This window comes from Zoogloea sp., assembly GCF_028693495.1.
In the GTDB taxonomy this organism is placed as follows: domain Bacteria; phylum Pseudomonadota; class Gammaproteobacteria; order Burkholderiales; family Rhodocyclaceae; genus Zoogloea.
Genome location: NZ_JAQUVG010000038.1, coordinates 1 through 23,109, shown reverse-complemented (window position 1 = coordinate 23,109; position 23,109 = coordinate 1). Strand labels below are relative to the sequence as shown.

19 protein-coding genes, 1 tRNA gene and 1 pseudogene are annotated in these 23,109 nt (G+C 61.0%); 15 read left to right on the top strand and 6 right to left on the bottom strand.

The features are described from left to right. Positions 1-5 precede the first annotated feature (5 nt). From PHD22_RS08205 to queA, 3 genes are all read right to left on the bottom strand, one after another. Positions 6-938, bottom strand: a complete 933-nt coding sequence (locus PHD22_RS08205) for a bifunctional riboflavin kinase/FAD synthetase (protein WP_299864910.1) — start codon at positions 936-938, stop codon at positions 6-8. A gap of 75 nt (positions 939-1,013) precedes the next feature. Next, a complete protein-coding gene (tgt, locus tag PHD22_RS08200; protein WP_299864909.1) occupies positions 1,014-2,138 on the bottom strand; it encodes a tRNA guanosine(34) transglycosylase Tgt in 1,125 nt (374 codons plus the stop codon). After that, a complete protein-coding gene (queA, locus tag PHD22_RS08195; RefSeq protein WP_299864908.1) occupies positions 2,138-3,163 on the bottom strand; it encodes a tRNA preQ1(34) S-adenosylmethionine ribosyltransferase-isomerase QueA in 1,026 nt (341 codons plus the stop codon). Before queA ends, tgt begins: the two co-directional genes overlap by 1 nt. 46 nt (positions 3,164-3,209) lie before the next feature. On the opposite strand from queA, the gene PHD22_RS08190 reads away from it, so the two are divergent. Both PHD22_RS08190 and PHD22_RS08185 read left to right on the top strand, forming a co-directional pair. After that, positions 3,210-3,294, top strand: a tRNA-Leu gene (locus PHD22_RS08190). A 92-nt stretch (positions 3,295-3,386) separates the two neighbouring features. Further along, positions 3,387-4,340, top strand: coding sequence for an alpha/beta hydrolase (locus tag PHD22_RS08185; protein ID WP_299864907.1), 954 nt, complete (start codon positions 3,387-3,389; stop codon positions 4,338-4,340). Between the two features lie 33 nt (positions 4,341-4,373). Here the strand turns inward: PHD22_RS08185 and PHD22_RS08180 are convergent, their stop codons facing one another. After that, complete coding sequence (locus tag PHD22_RS08180) at positions 4,374-5,267, bottom strand: adenylate/guanylate cyclase domain-containing protein (RefSeq protein WP_299864906.1); 894 nt, start codon at positions 5,265-5,267, stop codon at positions 4,374-4,376. Positions 5,268-5,526: 259 nt separating this feature from the next. Between PHD22_RS08180 and PHD22_RS08175 the strand changes: the two are divergent. After that, positions 5,527-6,770: pseudogene (locus tag PHD22_RS08175) on the top strand (nitronate monooxygenase). A 139-nt stretch (positions 6,771-6,909) separates the two neighbouring features. On the opposite strand, the gene PHD22_RS08170 reads toward PHD22_RS08175, so the two are convergent. Both PHD22_RS08170 and PHD22_RS08165 read right to left on the bottom strand, forming a co-directional pair. After that, a complete protein-coding gene (locus PHD22_RS08170; RefSeq protein WP_299864905.1) occupies positions 6,910-7,899 on the bottom strand; it encodes an aldolase/citrate lyase family protein in 990 nt (329 codons plus the stop codon). 112 nt (positions 7,900-8,011) lie between these two features. After that, positions 8,012-9,004, bottom strand: a complete 993-nt coding sequence (locus PHD22_RS08165) for a malate dehydrogenase (RefSeq protein ID WP_299864904.1) — start codon at positions 9,002-9,004, stop codon at positions 8,012-8,014. A gap of 220 nt (positions 9,005-9,224) precedes the next feature. On the opposite strand from PHD22_RS08165, the gene PHD22_RS08160 reads away from it, so the two are divergent. The 12 genes from PHD22_RS08160 to PHD22_RS08105 form a co-directional block, all read left to right on the top strand. Continuing rightward, positions 9,225-9,953 (top strand): GntR family transcriptional regulator, encoded by a 729-nt coding sequence (locus tag PHD22_RS08160; protein ID WP_299864903.1) that lies wholly within the window; start codon positions 9,225-9,227, stop codon positions 9,951-9,953. Positions 9,954-10,071: 118 nt separating this feature from the next. Further along, positions 10,072-10,461 carry a succinate dehydrogenase, cytochrome b556 subunit gene (gene sdhC / locus PHD22_RS08155; protein WP_299864901.1) on the top strand — a complete coding sequence of 130 codons (390 nt, stop codon included), beginning with the start codon at positions 10,072-10,074 and terminating at the stop codon, positions 10,459-10,461. Beyond that, a complete protein-coding gene (sdhD, locus tag PHD22_RS08150; RefSeq protein WP_299864898.1) occupies positions 10,455-10,802 on the top strand; it encodes a succinate dehydrogenase, hydrophobic membrane anchor protein in 348 nt (115 codons plus the stop codon). The genes sdhC and sdhD overlap by 7 nt, the downstream gene beginning before the upstream one ends. Next, a complete protein-coding gene (sdhA, locus tag PHD22_RS08145; protein WP_299864896.1) occupies positions 10,803-12,596 on the top strand; it encodes a succinate dehydrogenase flavoprotein subunit in 1,794 nt (597 codons plus the stop codon). 20 nt (positions 12,597-12,616) lie between these two features. Beyond that, complete coding sequence (locus PHD22_RS08140; protein ID WP_299864893.1) at positions 12,617-13,327, top strand: succinate dehydrogenase iron-sulfur subunit; 711 nt, start codon at positions 12,617-12,619, stop codon at positions 13,325-13,327. Then, positions 13,324-13,560: a succinate dehydrogenase assembly factor 2 gene (locus PHD22_RS08135; protein WP_299864890.1), complete on the top strand. Its 237-nt coding sequence runs from the start codon at positions 13,324-13,326 to the stop codon at positions 13,558-13,560. The genes PHD22_RS08140 and PHD22_RS08135 overlap by 4 nt, the downstream gene beginning before the upstream one ends. A 57-nt stretch (positions 13,561-13,617) precedes the next feature. Next, positions 13,618-14,916: a citrate synthase gene (gltA, locus tag PHD22_RS08130; protein WP_299864888.1), complete on the top strand. Its 1,299-nt coding sequence runs from the start codon at positions 13,618-13,620 to the stop codon at positions 14,914-14,916. Positions 14,917-15,080: 164 nt separating this feature from the next. Continuing rightward, positions 15,081-17,906, top strand: a complete 2,826-nt coding sequence (locus PHD22_RS08125; RefSeq protein ID WP_299864886.1) for a 2-oxoglutarate dehydrogenase E1 component — start codon at positions 15,081-15,083, stop codon at positions 17,904-17,906. A 35-nt stretch (positions 17,907-17,941) separates the two neighbouring features. Continuing rightward, on the top strand, positions 17,942-19,129 hold the full coding sequence (gene odhB, locus PHD22_RS08120; RefSeq protein WP_299864883.1) for a 2-oxoglutarate dehydrogenase complex dihydrolipoyllysine-residue succinyltransferase: 1,188 nt from the start codon (positions 17,942-17,944) through the stop codon (positions 19,127-19,129). A gap of 144 nt (positions 19,130-19,273) precedes the next feature. Further along, on the top strand, positions 19,274-20,695 hold the full coding sequence (gene lpdA / locus PHD22_RS08115; protein WP_299864879.1) for a dihydrolipoyl dehydrogenase: 1,422 nt from the start codon (positions 19,274-19,276) through the stop codon (positions 20,693-20,695). 116 nt (positions 20,696-20,811) lie between these two features. After that, positions 20,812-21,924: a cell division protein ZapE gene (gene zapE / locus PHD22_RS08110; protein ID WP_299864876.1), complete on the top strand. Its 1,113-nt coding sequence runs from the start codon at positions 20,812-20,814 to the stop codon at positions 21,922-21,924. 116 nt (positions 21,925-22,040) lie between these two features. Continuing rightward, the coding region (locus PHD22_RS08105; protein WP_299864873.1) for an ATP-dependent DNA helicase at positions 22,041-23,109 on the top strand (1,069 nt) is incomplete at its 3' end.

Genomic DNA, 23,109 nt, shown 5'->3' with positions numbered 1-23,109 from the left:
TGAATTCAGAGGGGATTCTGGGCAAAGTAGGCCCGGGCCTGTTCGGCGTCCCGGGCAATCTGGGCAGTCAGGGCCTCAAGGGTGTCGTAGCGTTCCTCGTCCCGCTGCCAGGCGAGAAAGTTCACCCTGAGGTGTGCGTCATAGCATTCGGTATCCCAGTCGAAGAGATGCACTTCGAGGCTGGGCCGACCGGCGTCGTTGATCGTGGGGCGCACGCCCACGCTGGCGACGCCGGGCCAGGGTTCCTTCGCCAGTCCTTCGACGCTGACGGTATAGATGCCCATCAGGGGTGGGCAGCGATGCTTGAGCTGGATGTTGGCGGTGGGAAAACCGATGGTGCGGCCGATCTTGTCGCCGTGCATGACCCGGCCACTGATGCTGTAAGGGCGGCCAAGCAAACGGGCTGCATGGGCCATGTCACCCTCTGCCAGGGCAGCCCTGACCGCCGAGCTGGAGACCCGCTCGCCGTTCTGTTCCAGCGTGGGCATGGCCTCGACCGTGAAGCCGGCCTCATCCCCGCTACGCTTGAGCATGGAGAAGTCGCCCTTGCGGCCAGCGCCAAAACAGAAATCGTCACCGATCATCAGGTGCCGCACACCGAGCCCGTGGATCAGGATGTCCTCGACAAAGGCTTCCGCACTCAGCGCGGCAAAGCGGGCATTGAAAGGGGCGATGTAGAGGCGGTCCACCCCCTGGCTGGCCAGAAGCTGGATCTTTTCCCTCAGGGAGGTCAGGCGCCGGGGACGGTTGTCGTGGGCGAAGTATTCCCGTGGGTGAGGCTCGAAGGTGAGCACTGCTGAAGGAAGCCCGGTACTCCGGGATTTGGCGGAGAGCCGGGCGAGCAGCGCCTGGTGGCCGCGGTGTACGCCATCGAAGTTACCAATGGTCAGCACGCAGCCGTGTTCGGAGCGATCGGGAATTCCGCGGAAGACCTGCATGGAAGGACTCGGGGAAAAGGCGCGATTATAGCGGCAAGCCAGGGTGCGGCGCAGCAGCCCGCCCTTACAGGGACCTTACCCGGCGGATATTTCCCCCTGGCCGGCTCGTTCCCGATGAAAGCGGGTCACGTAGTCGCTCAGGGTGCCGCTGGCAATCGCGTCCCGTAGCTCGCGCATCAGTTGCTGGTAGTAGTGCAGGTTGTGGATGGTTGCCAGGCGGGCGCCGAGGATCTCGTTGAGGCGGTTGAGATGATGCAGGTAGCCTCGGGAGAAGTTGCGGCAGGTGTAGCAATTGCAGGACTCATCGAGGGGCCGGGTGTCGGACTTGTGCCGGGCGTTGCGGATCTTGATGTCGCCGTGGCGGGTGAACAGCCAGCCATTGCGGGCGTTGCGGGTGGGCATCACGCAGTCGAACATGTCGATGCCGGCCTGCACCGAGAAGACCAGGTCTTCGGGCGTGCCCACGCCCATCAGATAGCGGGGTTTGTCGACGGGCAGGCGTGGAGCGGTGTGATGGAGGATGCGCTGCATGTCGTCCTTGGGCTCGCCCACCGAGAGGCCGCCGATGGCATAGCCATGAAAATCGATCTCTTCGAGAGCGGCGAGGGATTCGTCGCGCAGATCTTCGTACATCCCGCCCTGCACGATGCCGAAGAGGGCATTGGTGTTTTCCAGGCGTTCGAACTCGTCCTTGGAGCGGCGCGCCCAGCGCAGGGACAGGCGCATGGAATCAGCGGCTTCGGGTACGCTGGCAGGGTAGGGTGTGCATTCGTCGAAGATCATCACCACGTCGGAGTTGAGGGTCTTCTGGATGCGCATGGACTCCTCGGGGGTCAGGAAGAGCTTGTCGCCGTTGACCGGGGAGGAGAAACGCACGCCTTCCTCGGTGATCTTGCGCAGGGCGCCCAGGGAGAAGACCTGGAAGCCGCCCGAGTCGGTGAGGATAGGGCCATCCCAGGCCATGAACTGGTGCAGGCCGCCAAAGGCTTCGATGACCTCCAGCCCCGGGCGCAGCCACAGGTGAAAGGTGTTGCCCAGGCAGATCTGGGCGCCGATGTCGCGCAGGTCTTGCGGCGAGATGCCCTTGACTGTGCCATAGGTGCCCACGGGCATGAAGGCGGGGGTGTCAACCGTGCCGTGGTTGAGGGTCAGGCGGCCGCGGCGGGCGGCGCCGTCGGTGGCGAGGAGTTCGTATTTCATTATTCGTTGCGGAGCAGGAACATGGCGTCGCCGTAGCTGAAGAAGCGGTAGCGCTGGGCGATGGCGTGGGCGTAGGCGCGGCGGATGGCCTCCATGCCGGCAAAGGCGGAGACCAGCATCAGCAGGGTGGACTTGGGCAGATGAAAGTTGGTGATCAGGCCGTCGGCCACATTGAAGTGGTAGCCGGGCAGGATGAACAGGTCGCTTTCGGCCTGTCCCGCCTGAAGGTGGCCGGTTCGGGCGGCGGATTCCAGGGCCCGCATGCTGGTGGTGCCCACACAGATCACCCGCCTGCCCGCGGCCCGGGTGGTGGCGATGGCATCCACCGTGGCCTGCGGGATGAAGTAGGTTTCGGTATGCATGCGGTGTTCGGAGAGGTCATGGACCCGCACGGGCTGGAAGGTGCCTGCACCCACGTTCAGGGTGATGAAGGCGCTGTTCACGCCCTGGCTGGCCAGAGTGCCCAGCAAGGCCTCGTCGAAATGAAGTCCCGCCGTAGGGGCGGCCACCGATCCGGGGTTGCGGGCGTAGACCGTCTGGTAACGGGATTCGTCGGCACCGCCGGCTGTGCGTTCAATATAGGGCGGCAGGGGCAGCCGCCCATGTCGTTCGAGCAATGCGATCAGATCGTCTGTGTCTGGAAAGCGCAGATGGAAGAATTCGCCCGTGCGGCCCAGCACTTCCACCTCCAGGGCTCCTTCCAGGTGCAGGCGGGTGCCGGGCTTGGGCGACTTGCTGGCGCGTATCTGGGCCAGGGCCTCGTGAGCACCCAGCGGGCGCTCAATCATGACCTCCACCCGGCCGCCGGTGTCCTTGGTGCCGAACAGGCGGGCATGGATCACCCGGGTATCGTTGAATACCAGCAGGTCACCTGTGTTGAGGAGGGATGAGAGATCGGCAAACCGGCAATCGTTCAGCTGGGGAAACACCTGCAGCAGACGGCTGTCGGTGCGGCGCTCAAGGGGGGCCTGGGCGATGAGCTCCTCGGGGAGCTGGTAGTCGAAATCGTCGAGGGTCAATGCCATGAGTTGATGCGGTCGGGAGTTTCGTAGATAATGCGTGCCTTCCCAAGCCGGGATGGCGGAATCGGTAGACGCAGCGGATTCAAAATCCGCCGCCGCAAGGTGTGTGGGTTCGAGTCCCACTCTCGGCACCAATAAAATCAATAGGTTACAAAATTGTAGCAAAAAACATGGGTTTTCTCCCATTTTTTTGCCTCAAACCGGCCTGATTGATCGTCAGAAAATCATGTCCCTCGATCCCCAAGCCAAAGCCCTGCTCGACATGGTTTATCGTGTTGGTGCGCCGCGTTTCCATGAGCTCGACGTGCATCAGGCGCGCCACTCTTTTGAAAAACTGCAGTTCGCCCTGCGTCCCGAGGCGCCGGCTGTGGCTTCGGTGACGGATGTGCCGATTCCCCAGCCTCATGTCCGCGATGGTGTGATCATGGCGCGCTTGTACCGCCCCATCGGCGCGGCCCCCGATGCACTTCTGCCGCTGGTGTTTTATTTCCACGGAGGGGGATGGTGCATTGGAAACATTCCGAGCTATGACGTGCTGTGCCGGGAGGTGGCCAATCTCAGTGGCTGCGCCGTCCTGTCGGTGGATTACCGTCTGGCGCCGGAGCATCCCTTCCCCGCGGCGGTGAACGACGCCTTGCGCTCCGTGGAGTGGTCTTTGGCCAATGGGGCCCTGTTGGGGATTGATCCGTCCCGTTTTGCCCTGATGGGAGATAGTGCCGGTGGTAACCTGAGCGCGGTGACGGCGCTCCAGTTGCGTAATGGAGGAGGTCCCAGGGCCGCCCTTCAGCTGCTGATCTATCCGAGTACCGACATTCTCAGTCAGCGTCCCTCCCGTCGCACCTATGCCCAGGGATATTTTCTGGACACCGAGAGCCTTGCCTGGTTCTTCGAAAAATATCTCCCGGACGAGCAGGACTGGACTGACTGGCGGGCCTCGCCCATTCTGGCGAAACGTTTCGATGGTCTGCCGCCCGCCTTGATCATCACCGCGGGCTGCGATCCCTTGAGTGATGACGGCCGGGCTTACGGCGAGTGTTTGCGTGAGGCGGGTGTGGAGGTCGAGTGGGTGAACTACGAAGGTATGGTCCATGGTTTTGTAACCCTGGGCAAATTCTTTCCGCAGGCGGGGCAGGCCGTGGAGCGGGCGTCCATCGAGTTGCGGAAACGCCTTGTCCCCTGATGGTCGGCAGGGCCGCTTTCCTGAAGCGTGCTCTTACAGGCAGACGAAACTGACGGTCTGAGGGTTGGTTGCGCAGCTGCGACCCAGGGCGAAGTGCCCCCGGCCCCTCAGGACGACCTCTTCCCGGGACAGCAGGAATTCCCGTTCCCCGTCAATCTGCACGAAAGTGCCGTTGCTGCTGCGGTCGATCAGGACGAATTTGTCGCCACGCAGCTCGATCTCGGCATGGCGGCGGGACGACTGGCTGTCGCCGACGACCAGGTCTGCCGTGGGGTCCCGGCCAATTCGTGCGCTCGGGCGTGATGAATTGAGCACCACGGACTGGGTATCCATGTAAAGCCGCAATTCCGGCTCACTGTCGAGCAGGAAATGCCCCCCCTGAACGATGGTCAGCTCCCCCATTGCTTCGCACATCAATTCGCACAGTTCCACGGGGCGGGTGACCCCGCGGATGATTCGCGGGGGCAGCGAATGGAGGATGGAGCGCCATTCAGGCCCCAGGCGGCGGGCGGTTTCCACGGAGGTGATGGCCTTGCCCGGTGTGGCCAGTTCGGCCAGACGTGCCGCAAAGTTGACGGTGTCCCCAAACACGTCGCTGCCGCTGGCGACGACTGCGCCGTAGTGGAAGCCGATGCGGGCGGCCAGTCGCCGATCAGGTCCGTCGGGTTGCTCCTTGATGATCTGATGGATCGCCAGCGTGGCGTCAGCGGCACTGTCGGCATCCGGAAACACGGCCATCAGCCCGTCGCCGGTGTGTTTGACGACTCGCCCGCTACGGGCTTCCACGACCACACGCATGGCGCGGATGCTGCGGTCCACCACTTCGAAAGCCACTTCGTCGCCCACGCGCTGATAGAGCTGCGTACTGCCGACGAGGTCGGCAAACAGTACGGCATATTCCTGGGCGGGGGGGCTGAAATCCGACATCTGTGCTGGTTTGACTGGAAGACTGGGATTCTAGCGGAGCTCGTGACTTTTTTCGCGCATGTCTGACCAATAAATTTTGCCTATCGGTGGCAAGCGTGTAAATCCTCGTGGCGTGGGTGATGAACGGGTGATAAATGCCGTTGCAATCTTGATCTAAACCCCTGCGCGGATCTCTTGGCAGTGGGATAATACTGCGTTTGGTCTTAACAAATAGGCCTGTTGTTCACGTGGTTATACACGTCTGTCTGGAAGGGGTTTCATGAAACGCGTTGATGATTTCCGTCTGCACTTCGGCAAGCAGGAGCTGGTGCCCATCATGATCGGCGGGATGGGGGTGGATATCTCCACAGCAGACCTGGCACTGGAAGCTGCACGGCTGGGCGGGATCGGTCACATCTCGGATGCGATGGTCAAGACCGTGACGGATCGTCGTTTCAACACGAAGTACGTCAAGGAAAAGCTCAAGCAGTACAAGTTCAATGTGGCCAACTCCGACAAGTCGGTGGTGCAGTTTGATCTTGGTCAGCTTGAGGAGGCCACCAAGCTGCATGTGGGAAAAACCATGGAGCGCAAGCGGGGCCCGGGCATGGTCTTCGTGAACTGCATGGAAAAGCTGACCATGAATGCGCCGAAGGAAACCCTCCGGGTGCGCTTGCGGGCGGCTCTGGATGCAGGGGTGGATGGCATTACCCTGGCAGCCGGTCTGCATCTGGGCTCCTTTGGGTTGATCGAGGACCATCCCCGTTTCCGGGATGCCAAGCTGGGTATCATCGTTTCATCCCTGCGCGCTTTGCAGCTTTTCCTGCGCAAGAGCGCCCGCACCAGCCGCCTGCCTGACTACGTCGTGGTCGAGGGCCCTCTGGCTGGTGGTCACCTGGGGTTTGGCATGGACTGGGCCAAGTATGATCTGGCCCTGATCGTTGCCGAGATTCGTGACTGGCTGGTCGCCGAGAAGATTGACATCCCGCTCGTTCCGGCAGGAGGAATCTTCACCGGCAGTGATGCAGCAGCCTTTCTTGAGATGGGGGCTGCAGCAGTGCAAGTGGCTACCCGGTTCACCGTGACTGCGGAGTGCGGCCTGCCTGATGCGGTGAAACAGCATTATTTCAAGGCCAGTGAAGAGGAGATCGTGGTCAACCAGATCTCTCCCACAGGCTATCCCATGCGCATGCTGACGAGCAGCCCTGCAATCGGATCAGGGATTCGCCCCAACTGTGAGGCCTATGGTTATCTCCTGGACAGCAGCGGCAACTGCTCCTATATCGACGCCTATAACAAGCAGATTGCCCTTCATCCGGGAGAGCGCCGCGTTTCCGTCATGGAAAAGACCTGCATGTGCACGCACATGCGCAATTTCGATCTGTGACCTGTGGTCATTACACCTATCGCCTTAAAGATACGTCCCACAAGGGGGAGGATGGCAATTACGCAATCCTGTCGGCGGAGCATGTGTTCCACGACTATCAATACAGCACGGACAGCAGGATCGCCTTGCCGGGCTGAGGGCAGGGCGTACGGATAAAAGAAGCCGGCCATGCCGTTCGTTCAGGCAGCGCTTGCCCGGTGTGACAGAGAAACCGGAACCTCCCTGCAGGTTCCGGTTTTGTTTTTTTAAGCGAAGAGTGGCGCGTTCATGCAGGCATCAGAAGAACTGCTGAACGGCACCGGCGGGAATGTCCATTCCAGTCATCCGGGCTCGCTTGAGCAATTCCCAGTAATAGCGGTAGGAGGCACGGTCGTGCAGTTTTCCACCGTGCTGGATGGGACCCCAGTGGGCTGACTGCGCAGCGATCAGGATGGCCGCTGCTTCATGAACTTCCGAAAAATCGGGGCGCATGGCTTCAACGATGGGCAGGATCTGATTGGGATGAATGCTCCACATGCGCAGGTATCCGAATTCCTTGCGGGCCCGTTCTGCGTCCCGGCGGATGTATTCCACATCCTTGAGTTCGGTGGTGACGTTGTGGGAAGGCACCACACCGCTGGCCAGGGCTGCTGCGCTAATGTCGCATTTGGCTCGACACACCAGAGGATGTTCGAACTGGCCAGGGCTGCGCATGGCTGAGCCAGGAATGGCCCCGTGATGAGCGCTGACGAAATCCATCAGCCCGAAATCCAGGGACTCGACCCGATCCAGGGCTGCGATCTCCCAGGCTTCCCGCAGAGCGCCATGGGTTTCGATCAGGACATGCACCGGAATTGCCCGGTCGATGCCGTGACGCGCTTCAGCGCTGCGGATGGCGTCGATCTGCTGTGCAGCGTCCTTGGCGCTGCGTGGCTTGGGCAGGGTGAGGAAGGCCAGGCGATGACCGGCATTCTGCACCAGGATATCCACATCCTGCTCCCAGTGGGGGTGGGTGATGTCGTGGATGCGGGCGCCAACCCGTCCAAAGTGGTTGTCTCCGGAGGTGATGAGTGAGGCGGCCATGAGGGCATGCTCAGCTTCAGCTCCGGCGTGGGCACCGTCTTCGCAGTCACAGGTGATGTCGAAGACAGGGCCAAGCTGCTGTTGCAGCAAGAGGGCCTTCCTCATCAATTTTTCACTGCCGGCGTAGTGATCCACTGCCGGAAGAATGGGAAAGGGCTTCTCGCCTTGAAAGAGGACGTGTTCTGGATGGAGCAGGGCGGGCATGAATGTTTCTTTGAAATGAGTCGATGAGCGCAGGGTAGCAAAAAAGGCCGGCACAAAAAAAGCGGGGGCGTTTCCGCCCCCGCATTCACCGCATCTGCGAATGCCGTGTGGATCAGCCCAGCAGATCCTTCACGCCGTCACGCTCTTCGAGCAGTTCGTTGAGGGTGTGGGTCATCCGCTCGCGGGAGAACGCGTCGATTTCCAGGCCCTGGACAATCTTGTACTCACCGTTTTCGGTGGTGACCGGGAAGCCGTAGATGATGCCTTCGGGAATGTCGTAGGAGCCGTCGGACGGGATGCCCATGGTGACCCATTCGCCGTTGGAGCCCAGCACCCAGTCACGGATGTGGTCGATGGCGGCGTTGGCGGCGGAAGCAGCGGAGGACAGGCCGCGGGCTTCGATGATTGCAGCGCCACGCTTGCCGACGGTCGGCAGGAACACGTCGCGGTTCCAGGCTTCGTCGTTGATCAGGCCCTTGACGTTGTCGCCATTGGAGGTGACGGCGCGGTAGTCGGCGTACATCGTGGGGGAGTGATTGCCCCAGACGACCAGGTTCTTCAGGCTGGATACATCACGGCCGGATTTGGTGGCCAGCTGGGAGAGGGCGCGGTTGAGGTCCAGGCGCAGCATGCCGGTGAAGTTCTTGGCATTGACGCGGCCGTACTTGACGGCGATTTCCTTGGCGATATAAGCGTTGGTATTGCAGGGGTTGCCCACCACCAGCACCTTGACGTCCGGATCGGCGTACTGGCCGATGGCCGCGCCCTGGACGGTGAAGATCTTGGCGTTTTCGGTCAGCAGATCCTTGCGCTCCATGCCGGGGCCGCGGGGGCGGGCGCCGACCAGCAGGCAGACCTGGGCATCCTTGAAGGCGACATTGGGGTCGTCAGTGGCGATCATTCCAGCCAGCAGCGGGAACGCACAGTCTTCCAGCTCCATCATGACGCCCTTGACGGCCTTTTGGGCCTGGGGCAGATCAAGCAGCTGAAGAATGACGGGCTGATCCTTGCCGAGCATTTCACCGCTGGCGATACGGAACAGGAGACTGTAACCGATCTGGCCGGCGGCGCCGGTGACTGCGACACGAACGGGGGCTTTTGCCATTATTGATACTCCCTCTCAAAGAAGTGTTGTCGACTCAATGCTGCTACGCGCCGCCTTCAAGCCGTCGCGGGTGATGATTCAGCGTTGTGATCAGGAACTGATCGTTCAACACGCGAATCGTAGGATCAAATTGGTACAATGTCAATTCCATGTTTTATGTCTTATATAAGACAAAAGACATCCCATAGACGTGTCTGAAAAAGTGTGATTCAATACAACGATGCGACCCGAATCGCCCACCTTCAGCCCCCTGTATCGTCAGATCAAGAATCTGATGCTCAATGCCCTGGAGTCCGCCGAATGGCGGCCGGGGCAGGCAATTCCCAGTGAACAGGAACTTGCGCTGCGTTTCAATGTGAGCCAGGGTACCGTACGCAAAGCCATTGACGAAATGGCTGCCGAAAACCTTCTGGTCCGGAAGCAGGGCAAGGGCACTTACGTGGCGTCCCACAACGATCCGCGAGCGCTTTTTCGCTTTCTGCGCCTTGTGCCCATGGACGGCGATCTGGCGCACCCCCAGAGTCTGCCTCTGGATTGCTGGAAAGCCAAGGCGGGCAATGAGGCTGCGCGGATGCTCGGCGTCGAACTCGGTGCGCCCGTCACCATTCTCCGGCGCCTTCTCCGGTTTGCCGGAAAACCGGTTGTCATCGACGAGATCTATCTGCCGGGCGAAATCTTTCATGGCTTGACCATGGAGGTGCTGCAAGGCTATCAGGGATCCCTTTACAGTCTGTTCGAGAGTCGCTTCGGGGTGCGGATGATTCGCGCTGAAGAGCGAATCCGGGCAGTGGCGGCCGATCGCATGACCAGTGACACCCTGGGAGTGGCTGAGGGTACCCCCTTGCTGTCCGTAGAGCGTGTCACTTATACCTATGGCGACAGGCCGGTGGAGTGGCGGCGGGGTATTTACTCCACTGCGGAACATTATTATCTGAATGAACTCAATTGAAAGCTTTGCATTGGCGGGAGAGCCCGGCCTGTCAGTGGTTGGTAAGGGTATATACTTATAATTTTGTCTTGTGGGAAAAGTGCGGCCTTCGGGGCCGCAATTGCTAGAGGGAAAATCTATGACAGAGGTGATTTTGAAAAAACAGCGCCCGAAGCATCTGGCGCTGAACGAGATCAGGCTTCCGTTGCCCGGGAAGGTCTCGATCCTGCACCGGGTCAGCGGTGCCGGTCTTTTTCTGATGCTGCCGGTTCTGCTGGCCCTGTTCGGTAATAGCGTAGGTTCCCCCGAGTCCTTCGCCGTATTCAAGGGTGTGATCGACAACATTTTTGTCAAGCTCATCCTCATGGGTCTGGTCTGGGCCTATTTGCATCACTTCTGTGCGGGGATCCGCTTCCTGCTGCTGGATGTGCACGTCGGTGTCGACAAGCAGTCCGCCGTGGGTAGCGCCCGTCTCGTGCTGATCGTCAGCCTCGTCCTCACTGCTCTTCTGGTGGCCAAACTATGGTAAAGCCTGTCATTGTCGGCGCCCATTACGGTTTCCGTGATTGGCTCGCCCAGCGCATCACCGCTGTGGTGATGGCGATTTACACCGTCCTTTTTGCCATTGCCGTGCTGACCATGCCCGACGGCTCCTATGAGAGCTGGCGTGGTGTTTTCAGTGGCGGTTTCATGAAGTTCGCGACCTTCCTGTTCTTCATGTCCCTGTTCTTCCATGCCTGGATCGGCGTGCGGGACATTTTCATGGATTACATCAAGCCGACGGGCATTCGCCTGACGCTGCATTCGGTCGTTGCCCTTCTGCTCATCGGCTACGCCGGTTGGGCTGCTCAGATCCTGTGGAGGCTGTAAGTGAAAGTCGCTAAGCGTACCTTTGATGCAGTAATCGTCGGTGCCGGTGGTGCCGGCTTGCGTGCGGCTCTCCAGCTCTCGGAAGCGGGGATGAAGACCGCTGTCCTGACCAAGGTCTTTCCGACCCGTTCCCATACCGTCGCAGCGCAGGGTGGTGTTGCCGCTTCCCTGGGCAACTCGACCGAAGACAACTGGCACTGGCACATGTACGACACCGTCAAGGGGTCGGACTGGCTGGGTGACCAAGATGCCATTGAGTTCATGGTCAAGAAGGCCAATGAAGTCGTCGTCGAACTCGAGCACTACGGCATGCCTTTCGACCGGACCGACAACGGCAAAATCTACCAGCGTCCGTTCGGCGGCCACTCGCAAAACTATGGTCAGACCCCGGTGTCCCGCTCCTGCGCTGCGGCCGACCGTACCGGCCACGCCATGCTTCACGCGCTCTACCAGCGCAACGTGCGTGCCAACACCCAGTTCTTCGTCGAGTGGATGGCGATGGACCTGATCCGCAACGCCGACGGCGATGTGCTGGGTGTGACCGCGATGGAAATGGAGACCGGTGAGGTCTCCATCTTCCATGCCAAGGCCACCATCTTCGCCACCGGCGGTGCCGGCCGCATCTACTACAGTTCCACCAATGCCTTCATCAACACCGGCGACGGTGTCGGCATGGCGGCCCGTGCCGGCATTCCCCTCGAAGACATGGAGTTCTGGCAGTTCCACCCGACCGGCGTGGCCGGCGCGGGGGTGCTGATCACCGAGGGTGTGCGTGGTGAGGGCGGTATTCTCCGCAACGTCTCCGGGGAGCGCTTCATGGAGCGTTATGCCCCGAACCTGAAGGATCTGGCCTCCCGTGATGTGGTGTCCCGGGCGATGACCACCGAAATCAACGAGGGGCGCGGCTGCGGCAGCGGCAAGGATCACGTGCTTCTCGACATCACCCACCTGTCCCCCGAGACCATCAACAAGCGTCTGCCGGGTATCCGCGAGATCTCCATCCAGTTCGCTGGCGTGGATCCCATCAAGGCTCCGATCCCGGTCGTGCCCACCTGTCACTACCAGATGGGCGGCATTCCGACCAACTACAAGGGCCAGGTCGTGGTGCCGAAGGACGGCAATCCCAACGTGCCCATCCCCGGCTTCTATGCTGCCGGCGAGTGCGCCTGCGCGTCGGTGCACGGAGCCAACCGTCTCGGCACCAACTCCCTGCTTGATCTGCTGGTGTTTGGCAAGGCGGCTGGTGAGACCGTGGTGTCCGACTTCCAGTCCGGCCAGCTGAGTCTCAAGCCTTTGCCCGACGATGCCGCTGACGTGTCCCTGGCTCGCATCGCACGTCTGGAAACCCAGACGGGTGGTGAGGACGTCCATGAAGTTCGTCTCGAGATGCAGCGCACCATGCAGAAGCATGCCGGTGTGTTCCGTTTCGCCGACATCATGAAGGAAGGCGTCACCAAGATCATGGAAGTGGCCGAGCGTGCCAAGCGTACCCAGATCAAGGACAAGTCCAAGGTCTGGAACACCGCCCGCACCGAGGCCCTTGAGCTGGACAACCTGATCGAAGTGGCCAAGGCCACCATGGTTTCTGCAGAGGCCCGCAAGGAGTCCCGTGGCGCCCACGTGCGCGATGACGCAATCGACTGCGCTGAAACCCCCAACGGTCGTGACGATGCCAACTGGCTCAAGCACACCCTTTGGTACAGCGAAGGCAACCGTCTTGACTACAAGCCGGTGAACCTGCAGCCGATGTCCGCTGACGTCGAACCCATCGCACTCGCCAAGCGTACCTACTGAGCGTTCCGGAGAAATACGACATGACCAAGCGAACCGTACAGTTCAAGATTTACCGCTACGATCCGGACAAGGATGACAAGCCTTACATGCAGGACATCTCTGTCGAACTCGAAGAGTCCGACAAGAAGCTGCTGGATGCGCTGGTGCGCCTCAAGGCCAAGGACGACACCCTGTCCTTCCGGCGTTCCTGCCGCGAAGGTGTGTGTGGCTCCGATGCCATGAACATCAACGGGAAGAACGGTCTGGCCTGCCTGACCAGCATGGATGAAATCGCCCAGCCGGTCACCCTGCGCCCGCTGCCCGGCCTGCCGGTCATCCGCGACGTGATCGTGGACATGACCCAGTTCTTCAAGCAGTACCACTCGATCAAACCGTACCTGATCAACAACGATCCGGCTCCGGAGCGCGAGCGTCTGCAGACCCCGGAGGACCGGGAAGAGCTCAACGGCCTGTACGAGTGCATCCTGTGCGCCTGCTGCTCCACCAGCTGCCCGTCCTTCTGGTGGAATCCGGACAAATTCGTTGGCCCCGCCGGCCTCCTGGCTGCGTACCGCTTCCTGGCGGATACCCGTGACCAGGCGACCAGCGAGCGCCTCGACAATCTCGAGGATCCGTACCGTCTGTTCCGTTGCCACTCCATCATGAACTGTGTCGATGTCTGTCCGAAGGGCCTGAATCCCACCAAGGCGATCGGCAAGATCAAAGACATGATGCTGCGTCGCGCGGTATGACGCTCAACCGGGGGCGTGTGCGCTGGCAGTGCCGACGGGCTCTTCTCGAGCTCGATCTGGTGTTCACGCGCTTCCTCGAAAGGCACTTCGATCGTCTCACCGACGATCAACTGGCCGATCTGGACGACCTCCTGCTTGTCGAGGACCATGACCTTTGGGCCATGGTCAACGGCAGCAGGCCGGTCACCAAGGATCGCTGGAAGGAAATGGTGACGCTGCTGCGCGAGCGATAAGGCGCAGCGGCTTCATCTTAGGGAGCTGGAGTTTCAACAGGGAAAAGGGACCAAAATATGACCACGACGCAACGCACTGCTGCACTGACCATAGATGGCAAGTCCGTCGAGTTTCCGATCATGTCGGGGACCCACGGCAATGATGTGATCGATATCCGCACCCTCGGCGGCAAGACCGGTTTGTTCACCTACGACTCTGGCTTCCTGTCCACTGCCAGCTGCCAGTCCAAGGTCACCTACATTGATGGTGACAAGGGCGAGCTGCTGTACCGCGGCTACCCCATCGAGCAACTCGCCGACAACTGCAACTTCCTGGAGGTCACCTATCTTCTGAAGAATGGCGAGCTGCCCAACGCTGCCCAGAAGAGCGACTTCGAAAACACCATCAAGAAGCACACGATGGTGCACGAGCAGCTGTCCAAGTTTTATTCCGGATTCCGTCGTGACGCCCACCCGATGGCTGTCATGACCGGTGTGGTCGGTGCCCTGTCCGCGTTCTACCACGACGCCATGGACTTCTCCGACGCCGAGCACCGCAACGTCAGCTTCAACCGTCTTGTGGCCAAGATGCCGACCATCGTCGCCATGGCCTACAAGTACAACACCGGCATGCCGTTCATGTATCCGGACAACGAGCTGGATTACACCGCCAACTTCATGCGCATGATGTTCGGCAATCCCTGCGAGAAGTATGTGCCGAATCCGGTGCTGGTCCGAGCCCTGGACGTGATCTTCACGCTGCATGCTGACCACGAGCAGAACGCTTCCACCTCCACCGTACGTCTTGCCGGATCTTCCGGCGCGAACCCGTTTGCCTGTATTGCTGCCGGTATTGCCTGCCTGTGGGGTCCGGCTCACGGTGGTGCGAATGAAGCATGCCTGAACATGCTGGAAGAAATCGGTGACGTGTCCCGCGTGGGCGAGTACATCAACCGTGCCAAGGACAAGAACGACAGCTTCAAGCTGATGGGCTTCGGTCACCGGGTCTACAAGAACTTTGATCCGCGCGCCAAGCTGATGCGCAAGGTCTGCTACGACGTCCTGTCCGAACTGGGCCTTGAGAACGATCGTCTGTTCAAGCTGGCCATGGAGCTCGAGAAGATCGCCCTGGAAGACCCGTATTTCGTCGAGAAGAAACTCTACCCGAACGTGGACTTCTACTCCGGCATTGTCCAGAAGGCCCTGGGCATCCCGACCGAAATGTTCACCTGCATCTTTGCCCTGGCGCGTACCGTCGGCTGGATGACCCAGTGGGAAGAAATGATCACCGATCCCGAGTACAAGATCGGTCGTCCGCGTCAGCTGTACACCGGCGCCGCCCGTCGCGACGTCGTCCCGCTGGCCCAACGCGGCTAAGAATTGCCCGGAGGGGGAGGGGGAAACAAGAGAGGCGAATGCGGGGTGGTCGGTTGATCGGGCCATCCCGTTTCGTTTTTCTGGAAGAATCACTGCAGCAGGGATTACTCCCCACCGCAAGCAAGAACGCTTAAAAAGACAACATATAAGCCAGGTGGTCGCCCATGATGAACAAGCTTTTTGAAAGCTCCCAGCTGTTCGGCAGCAATGCGCCGTTCATCGAAGAGCTCTACGAGAACTATCTCGATAACCCTGACTCCGTTTCGGACGAGTGGCGGGGCTATTTTGATTCCCTGCAGAACGTACCGGGCAAGGGCCCCGACGTTGCGCACTATCCGATCATCAATGCGTTTGCCGAAATGGCCAAGCGCGGCCCGGTCCGCACCGTCGTTGCGACCGGCACCGAGCAGAAGCAGGTCGGGGTCTTGCAGCTGATCAACGCCCACCGCTTCCTCGGCACCCGCTGGGCCCAGCTCGATCCGCTCAAGCGCACCGAGCGTCCCGAGATCAACGAACTCGAGCTGTCTCACTACGGCTTCACCGAGGCCGATCTCAACGAGACCTTCAACACCGGTTCCTTCCACGGCCTGCCCACTGACCGGGCGACCCTGCGTGAGATCCTCGACGCCGTCCGCCAGACTTACTGCGGCTCCATTGGCGCCGAGTACATGTACATGACCGACATCGCCGAGAAGCGCTGGATCCAGGCTCGCCTGGAGCCTACCCGCGGCAAGCCGGCTCTGGGCGTCGAGCGCCAGCGTCGCGTCCTTGAGCGGCTGACCGCTGCCGAGACCATGGAGCGCTACCTGCATACCAAGTATGTAGGCCAGAAGCGCTTCTCCCTGGAAGGCGGGGAGAGCACCATCGTGGCGATGGATGAGCTGATCCGCACTGCCGGCGCCAGGGGTGTTCAGGAGATCGTCATCGGCATGGCCCACCGGGGCCGTCTCAACGTGCTGGTGAATACCCTCGGCAAGTCGCCGAGCATGCTGTTCTCCGAGTTCGAGGGCAAGGCTGTTTCCGACCTCTCCGCTGGTGACGTGAAATACCACATGGGCTTCTCCAGTGATGTCATGACGGATGGCGGCCCGGTGCACCTGACCCTGGCCTTCAACCCGTCGCACCTGGAAATCGTCAACCCCGTGGTTGAAGGCTCCGTGTATGCCCGGCAGACCCGTCGTGGCGAGAGCGGCAAGGCCCAGGTGATTCCGGTCCTGATTCACGGCGATTCAGCCGTGGCAGGGCAGGGCGTCAACCAGGAAATGCTGAATTTTGCCCAGACCCGTGGCTATGGAACGGGAGGGACGATCCATATCGTCGTCAACAACCAGATCGGCTTCACCACCTCCGATCCCCGTGACTACCGCTCGTCCCTGTACTGCACCGACATCTTCAAGATGGGCGAGGCGCCGATCTTCCACGTCAATGGTGACGATCCGGAAGCGGTTGCCTTCGTCACGAACCTGGCCGTGGAATACCGCCAGCAGTTCAAGAAGGATGTGGTTGTGGACATCGTCTGCTACCGCAAGCTGGGTCACAACGAGGCCGACGAGCCGATGGTGACCCAGCCGCTGATGTACAAGAAAATCGCCAAGCATCCAGGTACCCGCAAGCTGTATGCGGACAAGCTGGTCCAGCTCGGTGTGGTCAAGGCGGAAGACCCCGATCTGTTCATCAAGGACTATCGCGCGGCCCTCGACAGGGGTGAGCTGCTGACCAATCCCGTCCTCTCTGACTTCAAGCGCCAGTTCTCCCAGGATTGGGGTCCCTACGCCAACAAGAAGTACACCGACCAGTGCGACACCACCGTGCCGGTGTCCGAGCTCAAGCGCATGGCAGAGGCTCTGACTACGACGCCTGAAGGCTTCACCCTGCACCCCCGTGTCCAGAAGATCATTGATGACCGCAAGGCAATGGGTGCTGGCACGCTGCCCTTCGACTGGGGCATGGCCGAGAACCTGGCCTACGCCAGTCTCGTTGTGCAGGGGTTTGGTGTGCGCATCTCGGGCGAGGACGTGGGCCGTGGCACCTTCTTCCACCGTCATGCCGCGCTGCATGATCAGAACCGGGATCAGTGGCACGATGGCACCTACTACCCGCTGCAGAACATTCGCGAGGGTCAGGGTCCCTTCTACTGCTATGACTCCGTGCTGTCGGAGGAGGCTGTGCTGGCCTTCGAATACGGCTACTCCACCGCAGAGCCCAATCAGCTGGTGATCTGGGAAGCCCAGTTCGGCGATTTTGCCAATGGCGCCCAGGTGGTGATGGACCAGTTCATCAGCTCCGGTGAAGCCAAGTGGGGCCGTCAGTGCGGTCTCGTGATGATGCTGCCCCACGGTTACGAAGGGCAGGGTCCGGAGCACTCCTCCGCCCGCATCGAGCGCTACATGCAGCTGTGCGCCGAGATGAACATGGAAGTGTGCATCCCGTCCGGGCCGTCGCAGATTTTCCACCTGCTGCGTCGTCAGGCCCTGCGCAAGCTGCGCAAGCCCCTGGTGATCATCACGCCCAAATCCCTGCTGCGTCACAAGGATGCGATCTCCTCTCTGGATGATCTGTCCAAGGGGACCTTCCAGACGGTCATCGGTGAGACCGATCAGCTGGATGCGGCCAAGGTCCGCCGCGTCCTGCTGTGCTCCGGCAAGATCTACTACGAACTGCTGGCTCATCGTCGTGCCAACAACATCGACGACATCGCCATCGTGCGCCTGGAGCAGCTTTACCCGTTCCCGGCCGAGGCCATGGCTGCCGAAGTGAACAAGTATCCGAACGCCAGGGAGGTGGTGTGGGTTCAAGAAGAGCCCCGTAACCAGGGTGTCTGGTACTGGCTGGCTTCCCGCCACCATCTGGACAGCAATCTGGGTGCTGATCACAAGTTTCTGCTGGTGGCCCGTCCGGCGGCGGCATCGCCGGCGGTCGGCTATTACGCCAAGCACAACGCGCAACAAAAGGCAGTCATTGAAAACGCATTTGGCGAAATCAAGGCCTGATGCCATCCATGCCGCACTGAACAAAGGGAGAAAAAATGCTGATCGAAGTCAAAGTGCCTCAATTGTCCGAGTCCGTTTCCGAAGCCACGCTGGTCAGCTGGCACAAGAAGGAAGGTGATGCGGTTTCCCGCGACGAGAACCTGATCGACATCGAGACCGACAAGGTTGTCCTCGAAACCCCGGCCCCGGCCGACGGCGTGCTGGTCAAAATTGTCAAGAACGGTGGGGACTCCGTCACCTCCGGTGAAGTGATCGCCACCATCGATACGGAAGCCAAGGCTGCCGCCGGTGCGCCGGCCACCGCGGCGGCTGCGCCCGTCGCTGCTGCGCCTGCTGCTGCCCCGGCTGCCGGTGCTGCCAGTCCCTCGGCACGCAAGATCCTGGATGAGAAGGGCATTGCAGCGGCCGAGGTGGCCGGTAGCGGTCGTGGCGGCCGTGTGACCAAGGAAGATGCCGTTGCGGCCCAGCCCAAGGCTGCCGCAGCGCCTGCTGCTGCCCCCGCTGTGGCGATCGCCGCCGGTGAGCGTCCCGAGCAGCGCGTGCCGATGACCCGCCTGCGCGCCCGCATCGCCGAGCGCCTGATCCAGTCCAAGAATGAAAACGCCATTCTGACCACCTTCAACGAAGTGAACATGGCGCCGGTGATGGCCTTGCGCAAGCAGTACGGCGACAAGTTCGAGAAGGCTCACGGTGTCCGCCTGGGCTTCATGGGCTTCTTCGTGAAGGCGGCGGTTGCCGCCCTCAAGAAGTATCCGATCCTGAACGCTTCCGTTGATGGCAACGACATCGTCTACCACGGTTACATCGACATCGGTATCGCTGTCGGGTCTCCCCGTGGCCTGGTGGTGCCCATCCTGCGCGATGTGGATCAGATGTCCATCGCCGACATCGAGAAGAAGATTGCCGAGTTCGGGCAGAAGGCCAAGGATGGCAAGATTTCCCTGGAAGAGCTGACCGGTGGCACCTTCTCCATCTCCAACGGGGGCGTGTTCGGTTCCATGATGTCCACCCCGATCATCAACCCGCCCCAGTCCGCGATCCTCGGCATCCATGCCACCAAGGATCGTGCCGTGGTGGAAAATGGTCAGGTCGTCGTGCGTCCGATCAACTACCTTGCCATGTCCTACGATCACCGCATCATTGACGGCCGTGAAGCTGTCCTTGGTCTGGTGACCATGAAGGAAGCCCTGGAAGATCCGGCTCGCTTGATCCTGGACGTCTGATCCGGTGATGAGGGGGGAGGTGTGAGGCACAGGGGGTCAAACCCGTGTTCCCCGCCTCCCTCCGTGCCTGTGTGCCTGCATATGTGATCAACCTGGTGAGTCCCGATGATGTTCGACGTCTCACCCCCCACACCTTACAAAATCATGGCTAAACAATTTGACGTGCTGGTCATCGGCGGCGGTCCCGGTGGCTATGTGGCTGCAATCCGTGCAGCGCAACTCGGTTTCAACACGGCCTGCGCCGAATCCAACCCTTACGCCGACCCGAAGGGCGAGCCCCGTCTGGGTGGCACCTGCCTGAACGTGGGTTGTATCCCGTCCAAGGCCCTGCTGCACACCTCCCACCTGTTCGAGGAGGCTGGTCACGCCTTCGAGGAGCAGGGCATTTCCGTAGGCACTCCCAAGATTGACGTGGCCAAGATGATCGGCCGCAAGTCCAAGATCGTCGAGCAGCTGACCGCCGGCATCAAGGGCCTGTTCAAGAAGAACAAGGTCACCTTCCTGGCAGGCCATGGTTCCTTCGTCGCCAAGACCGACGCCGGCTGGCAGGTCCAGGTGGGTGACGAGCTCGTCGAAGCCAACAACGTGATCGTGGCAACCGGCTCCACCGCCCGTCACCTGCCCGGCATCCCCGTGGACAACAAGCTGGTGTGCGACAACATCGGTGCCCTGGACATTGACTCTGTGCCCAAGCGCCTTGGCCTGATCGGCTCTGGCGTGATCGGCCTGGAAATGGGCTCGGTCTGGAAGCGTCTGGGCTCCGAAGTAACGATTCTCGAAGCCATGGACAGTTTCCTCGGCGCAGCCGACCAGGATCTGGCCAAGGAAGCCCTGAAGCTGTTCACCAAGCAGGGCCTGGACATCAAGCTGTCCGTCAAGGTCGGCAAGGTGACCGTGGGCAAGAAGTCGGTTTCCGTCGAGTACGAAACCAAAGACGGCGCTCAGACCGCCGAGTTTGACCGCCTGATCGTCTCCGTGGGCCGCGTGCCCAACACCGCCGGCCTCAATGCCGAAGCCGTCGGCCTCAAGCTTGACGAGCGTGGGTTCATCGACGTGGACGGCCACAACCGTACCAGCCTGCCTGGCGTGTGGGCGGTGGGGGATGTGGTGCGTGGCCCGATGCTGGCCCACAAGGCCATGGAAGAAGGCGTCGCCGTTGCCGAGACCCTGGCAGGCCAGAAGGGCCACACCAACTTCGACACCATCCCCTGGGTCATCTACACCTCCCCGGAAATCGCCTGGGTGGGCAAGACCGAGCAGCAGCTCAAGGCCGAAGGTGCCGCTTACAAGGTCGGCAAGATCCCCTTCATGGCCAACGGCCGCGCGCTCGGCGCCGGTACCCCCCAGGGTTTCGTGAAGATGATTGCCGATGCCAACACGGATCGGATCCTCGGCGTGCACATCATCGGTTCCAATGCGTCCGAGCTGATCGGTGAGGCTGTGGTCACCATGGAGTTTGCCGGTGCGTCCGAAGATCTGGCCCGCATCTGCCATGCCCACCCGACCTTGTCGGAAGTGGTGCACGAGGCTGCCCTGGCTGTCGATAAGCGTCCGCTGCACTTCTGATGACTGTGGCTGGCCTGCGGGCTGGCCATTTCGTCTCCCGGGGGTGGTTCCAGGCAGTAAAATGCCGGGCCACCCCTGTCTACATCTGTAGCACTGATCCTACCCCCAGCACCAAGATGCCCCATCGAATCCTCAAGGTTGCCGAAAACGGCATGCTCGAAGCCTATGACGCCACGCTCAAGGCGCGGGGCTACAAGTCCGACCCGGCCCAGCGCGCTGCGGCGCAGCGCCTCCAGGGCCTGTATTCAGAGCTGGTCGCCTTCAAGGCTGCCCGTCGTGGCACGATCCGCAAATTGTTATCGCGGCCCCGGCAGCCGCGCAGTGTGTATTTCTGGGGGGGCGTGGGACGCGGCAAGAGCTTCCTGATGGACTGCTTCTTCGACTCCGTTCCGTACCAGCGCAAGCGCCGGGTCCACTTTCACGCCTTCATGCAGGAAATCCAGAACGATCTGAAGAACCTGAATCATGAGCCGGATCCCCTCCAGAAGGTGGCTGACCGGATCGCCCGGCAGACACGGCTCCTGTGTTTTGACGAGTTCCACGTGTCGGATATCGCCGATGCGATGATCCTGGGCCGCCTGCTCGACGCCCTGTTCGCCAGGGGCACGATCTTTGTGATGACCTCCAACTACCCGCCCGACGGCCTGTATCCCAACGGGCTGCAACGGATCAACTTCCTCCCCACCATCGAGATGATCAAGCGACGCTTTGACGTCTTCGAGGTGGATCACGGTACCGACTACCGCTTGCGCACCCTCGAGAAGATGGATGCCTTCCTGATCCCGGCGGACGAGGCGGCAGATCGCCGTCTGGCGGAGGATTTTGTCAAGATTGCCGGCAGCAAGGGACAAACGGGTGAGATCGAGGTGCTGGAGCGCAAGCTGAAGGTCCAGCGCAAGGGTGCCGGAGTGATCTGGTTTGACTTTGACGCCCTCTGCAAGGGGGCCCGCTCCCAGAACGACTACCTGGAAATTGCCCGGGAATACCACACCCTGATTCTCTCCCGGGTACCGAAGATGCCTGCCACCATGGCATCCGAGGCCCGTCGCTTCACCTGGCTGATTGACGTGCTTTACGACCACCGGGTCAAGCTGCTGGTCAGTGCCGAGTGCGAAGCCTATGACTTGTACCGGGAAGGGCAGCACGCCAACGAGTTCCAGCGGACCGTCAGCCGCCTGATCGAGATGCGCTCCCGGGATTACCTGGCAGAAGCCCACCGGGTGGATTGAGGTGCGTCCAGGCTTCCCCGCGATCGTTTCAGGGCGCCTGCCTGCCGTGTGCATGTCGAAGGTACTGGCAGAGGGGCGCCCGGACTGAGCGTTGATCAGGTGGAGATCGAAATTTCATGAACGTCGATAAAGCTTTTGCCCTTGACGGCCCTCTGGCCGCCGCGATTCCCGGGTTTTCGCCGCGGCCGCAGCAGATCGAGATGGCTGAGCATATCGCCCATACCCTCAAGGAAAACGGGGTGCTGGTGGCCGAGGCCGGCACCGGTACGGGCAAGACTTACGCCTATCTGGTGCCCGCCCTCCTCAATGGGGGCAAGGTAATCATTTCCACCGGGACCAAGACCCTCCAGGACCAACTCTACAACCGCGATCTGCCTACCATCCGCAGCGCCCTGAAGGTGCCGGTGGCCACTGCCCTGCTCAAGGGACGGGCCAACTACGTGTGTCACTATCATCTGGCCCGCAACCTGGTGGATGGCCGCTTCCAGACCCCGGAGGACGCCGCCCATCTGCGGGCCATTGGCCGCTTTCTTGAGATCAGCCAGAGCGGCGACAAGGCGGAATGCCCCGAGGTGCCCGAGGATGCTGCGGCCTGGCAGTTTGCCACTTCCAGCCGGGACAACTGCCTGGGGCAGGAATGTCCGAACATCAAGGAGTGCTGCGTGGCCGCTGCCCGCCGCACGGCGATGGAGGCGGACGTGGTAGTGGTCAATCACCATCTTTTCTTCGCAGACGTGATGCTCCGCGATGAGGGGATGGGGGAGTTGCTGCCTTCCTGCAACGCGGTGATCTTCGATGAGGCGCATCAACTGCCCGAAACCGCAAGCCTGTTCTTCGGTGAGAGTGTGTCCACCTCCCAGCTCCTGGAACTGGCGCGGGATACCCGCTCGGAGACGGTTGCCGGGGCCCGGGACTGCCTGGACCTGATCGAGGCCACCCGCAAGCTCGAGAAAGCGGCCCGGGACCTGCGCCTGAGCGTGCAGGCTGAGAATGCCCGCTTCGGTTTTGCCCAGATGGAGGAGATACCGGCTTTTTTCGAGGCACTGGAAAATCTGGAGCTTGAACTGGCGGCCTTTTGCACGATCCTCGAGACCCAGGCGGAGCGTTCGGAAGGGTTGGCCAACTGTCTGCGCCGGACTCAGGAACTACAGCAGCTCCTGGTCCGCTGGCAGAATCCGGAGGGGG

Excerpts from the sequence above, each read along its gene's own strand:
- PHD22_RS08135 (WP_299864890.1), top strand. The coding sequence starts at position 13,324 with ATGACGCTCAACCGGGGGCGTGTGCGCTGGCAGTGCCGACGGGCTCTT.
- zapE (WP_299864876.1), top strand. The coding sequence starts at position 20,812 with ATGCCCCATCGAATCCTCAAGGTTGCCGAAAACGGCATGCTCGAAGCC.
- PHD22_RS08140 (WP_299864893.1), top strand. The coding sequence starts at position 12,617 with ATGACCAAGCGAACCGTACAGTTCAAGATTTACCGCTACGATCCGGAC.
- PHD22_RS08170 (WP_299864905.1), bottom strand. The coding sequence starts at position 7,899 with ATGCCCGCCCTGCTCCATCCAGAACACGTCCTCTTTCAAGGCGAGAAG.
- odhB (WP_299864883.1), top strand. The coding sequence starts at position 17,942 with ATGCTGATCGAAGTCAAAGTGCCTCAATTGTCCGAGTCCGTTTCCGAA.
- sdhD (WP_299864898.1), top strand. The coding sequence starts at position 10,455 with ATGGTAAAGCCTGTCATTGTCGGCGCCCATTACGGTTTCCGTGATTGG.
- lpdA (WP_299864879.1), top strand. The coding sequence starts at position 19,274 with ATGGCTAAACAATTTGACGTGCTGGTCATCGGCGGCGGTCCCGGTGGC.
- PHD22_RS08185 (WP_299864907.1), top strand. The coding sequence starts at position 3,387 with ATGTCCCTCGATCCCCAAGCCAAAGCCCTGCTCGACATGGTTTATCGT.
- gltA (WP_299864888.1), top strand. The coding sequence starts at position 13,618 with ATGACCACGACGCAACGCACTGCTGCACTGACCATAGATGGCAAGTCC.
- queA (WP_299864908.1), bottom strand. The coding sequence starts at position 3,163 with ATGGCATTGACCCTCGACGATTTCGACTACCAGCTCCCCGAGGAGCTC.
- PHD22_RS08160 (WP_299864903.1), top strand. The coding sequence starts at position 9,225 with ATGCGACCCGAATCGCCCACCTTCAGCCCCCTGTATCGTCAGATCAAG.
- PHD22_RS08165 (WP_299864904.1), bottom strand. The coding sequence starts at position 9,004 with ATGGCAAAAGCCCCCGTTCGTGTCGCAGTCACCGGCGCCGCCGGCCAG.
- PHD22_RS08205 (WP_299864910.1), bottom strand. The coding sequence starts at position 938 with ATGCAGGTCTTCCGCGGAATTCCCGATCGCTCCGAACACGGCTGCGTG.
- PHD22_RS08125 (WP_299864886.1), top strand. The coding sequence starts at position 15,081 with ATGATGAACAAGCTTTTTGAAAGCTCCCAGCTGTTCGGCAGCAATGCG.
- sdhC (WP_299864901.1), top strand. The coding sequence starts at position 10,072 with ATGACAGAGGTGATTTTGAAAAAACAGCGCCCGAAGCATCTGGCGCTG.
- PHD22_RS08180 (WP_299864906.1), bottom strand. The coding sequence starts at position 5,267 with ATGTCGGATTTCAGCCCCCCCGCCCAGGAATATGCCGTACTGTTTGCC.
- tgt (WP_299864909.1), bottom strand. The coding sequence starts at position 2,138 with ATGAAATACGAACTCCTCGCCACCGACGGCGCCGCCCGCCGCGGCCGC.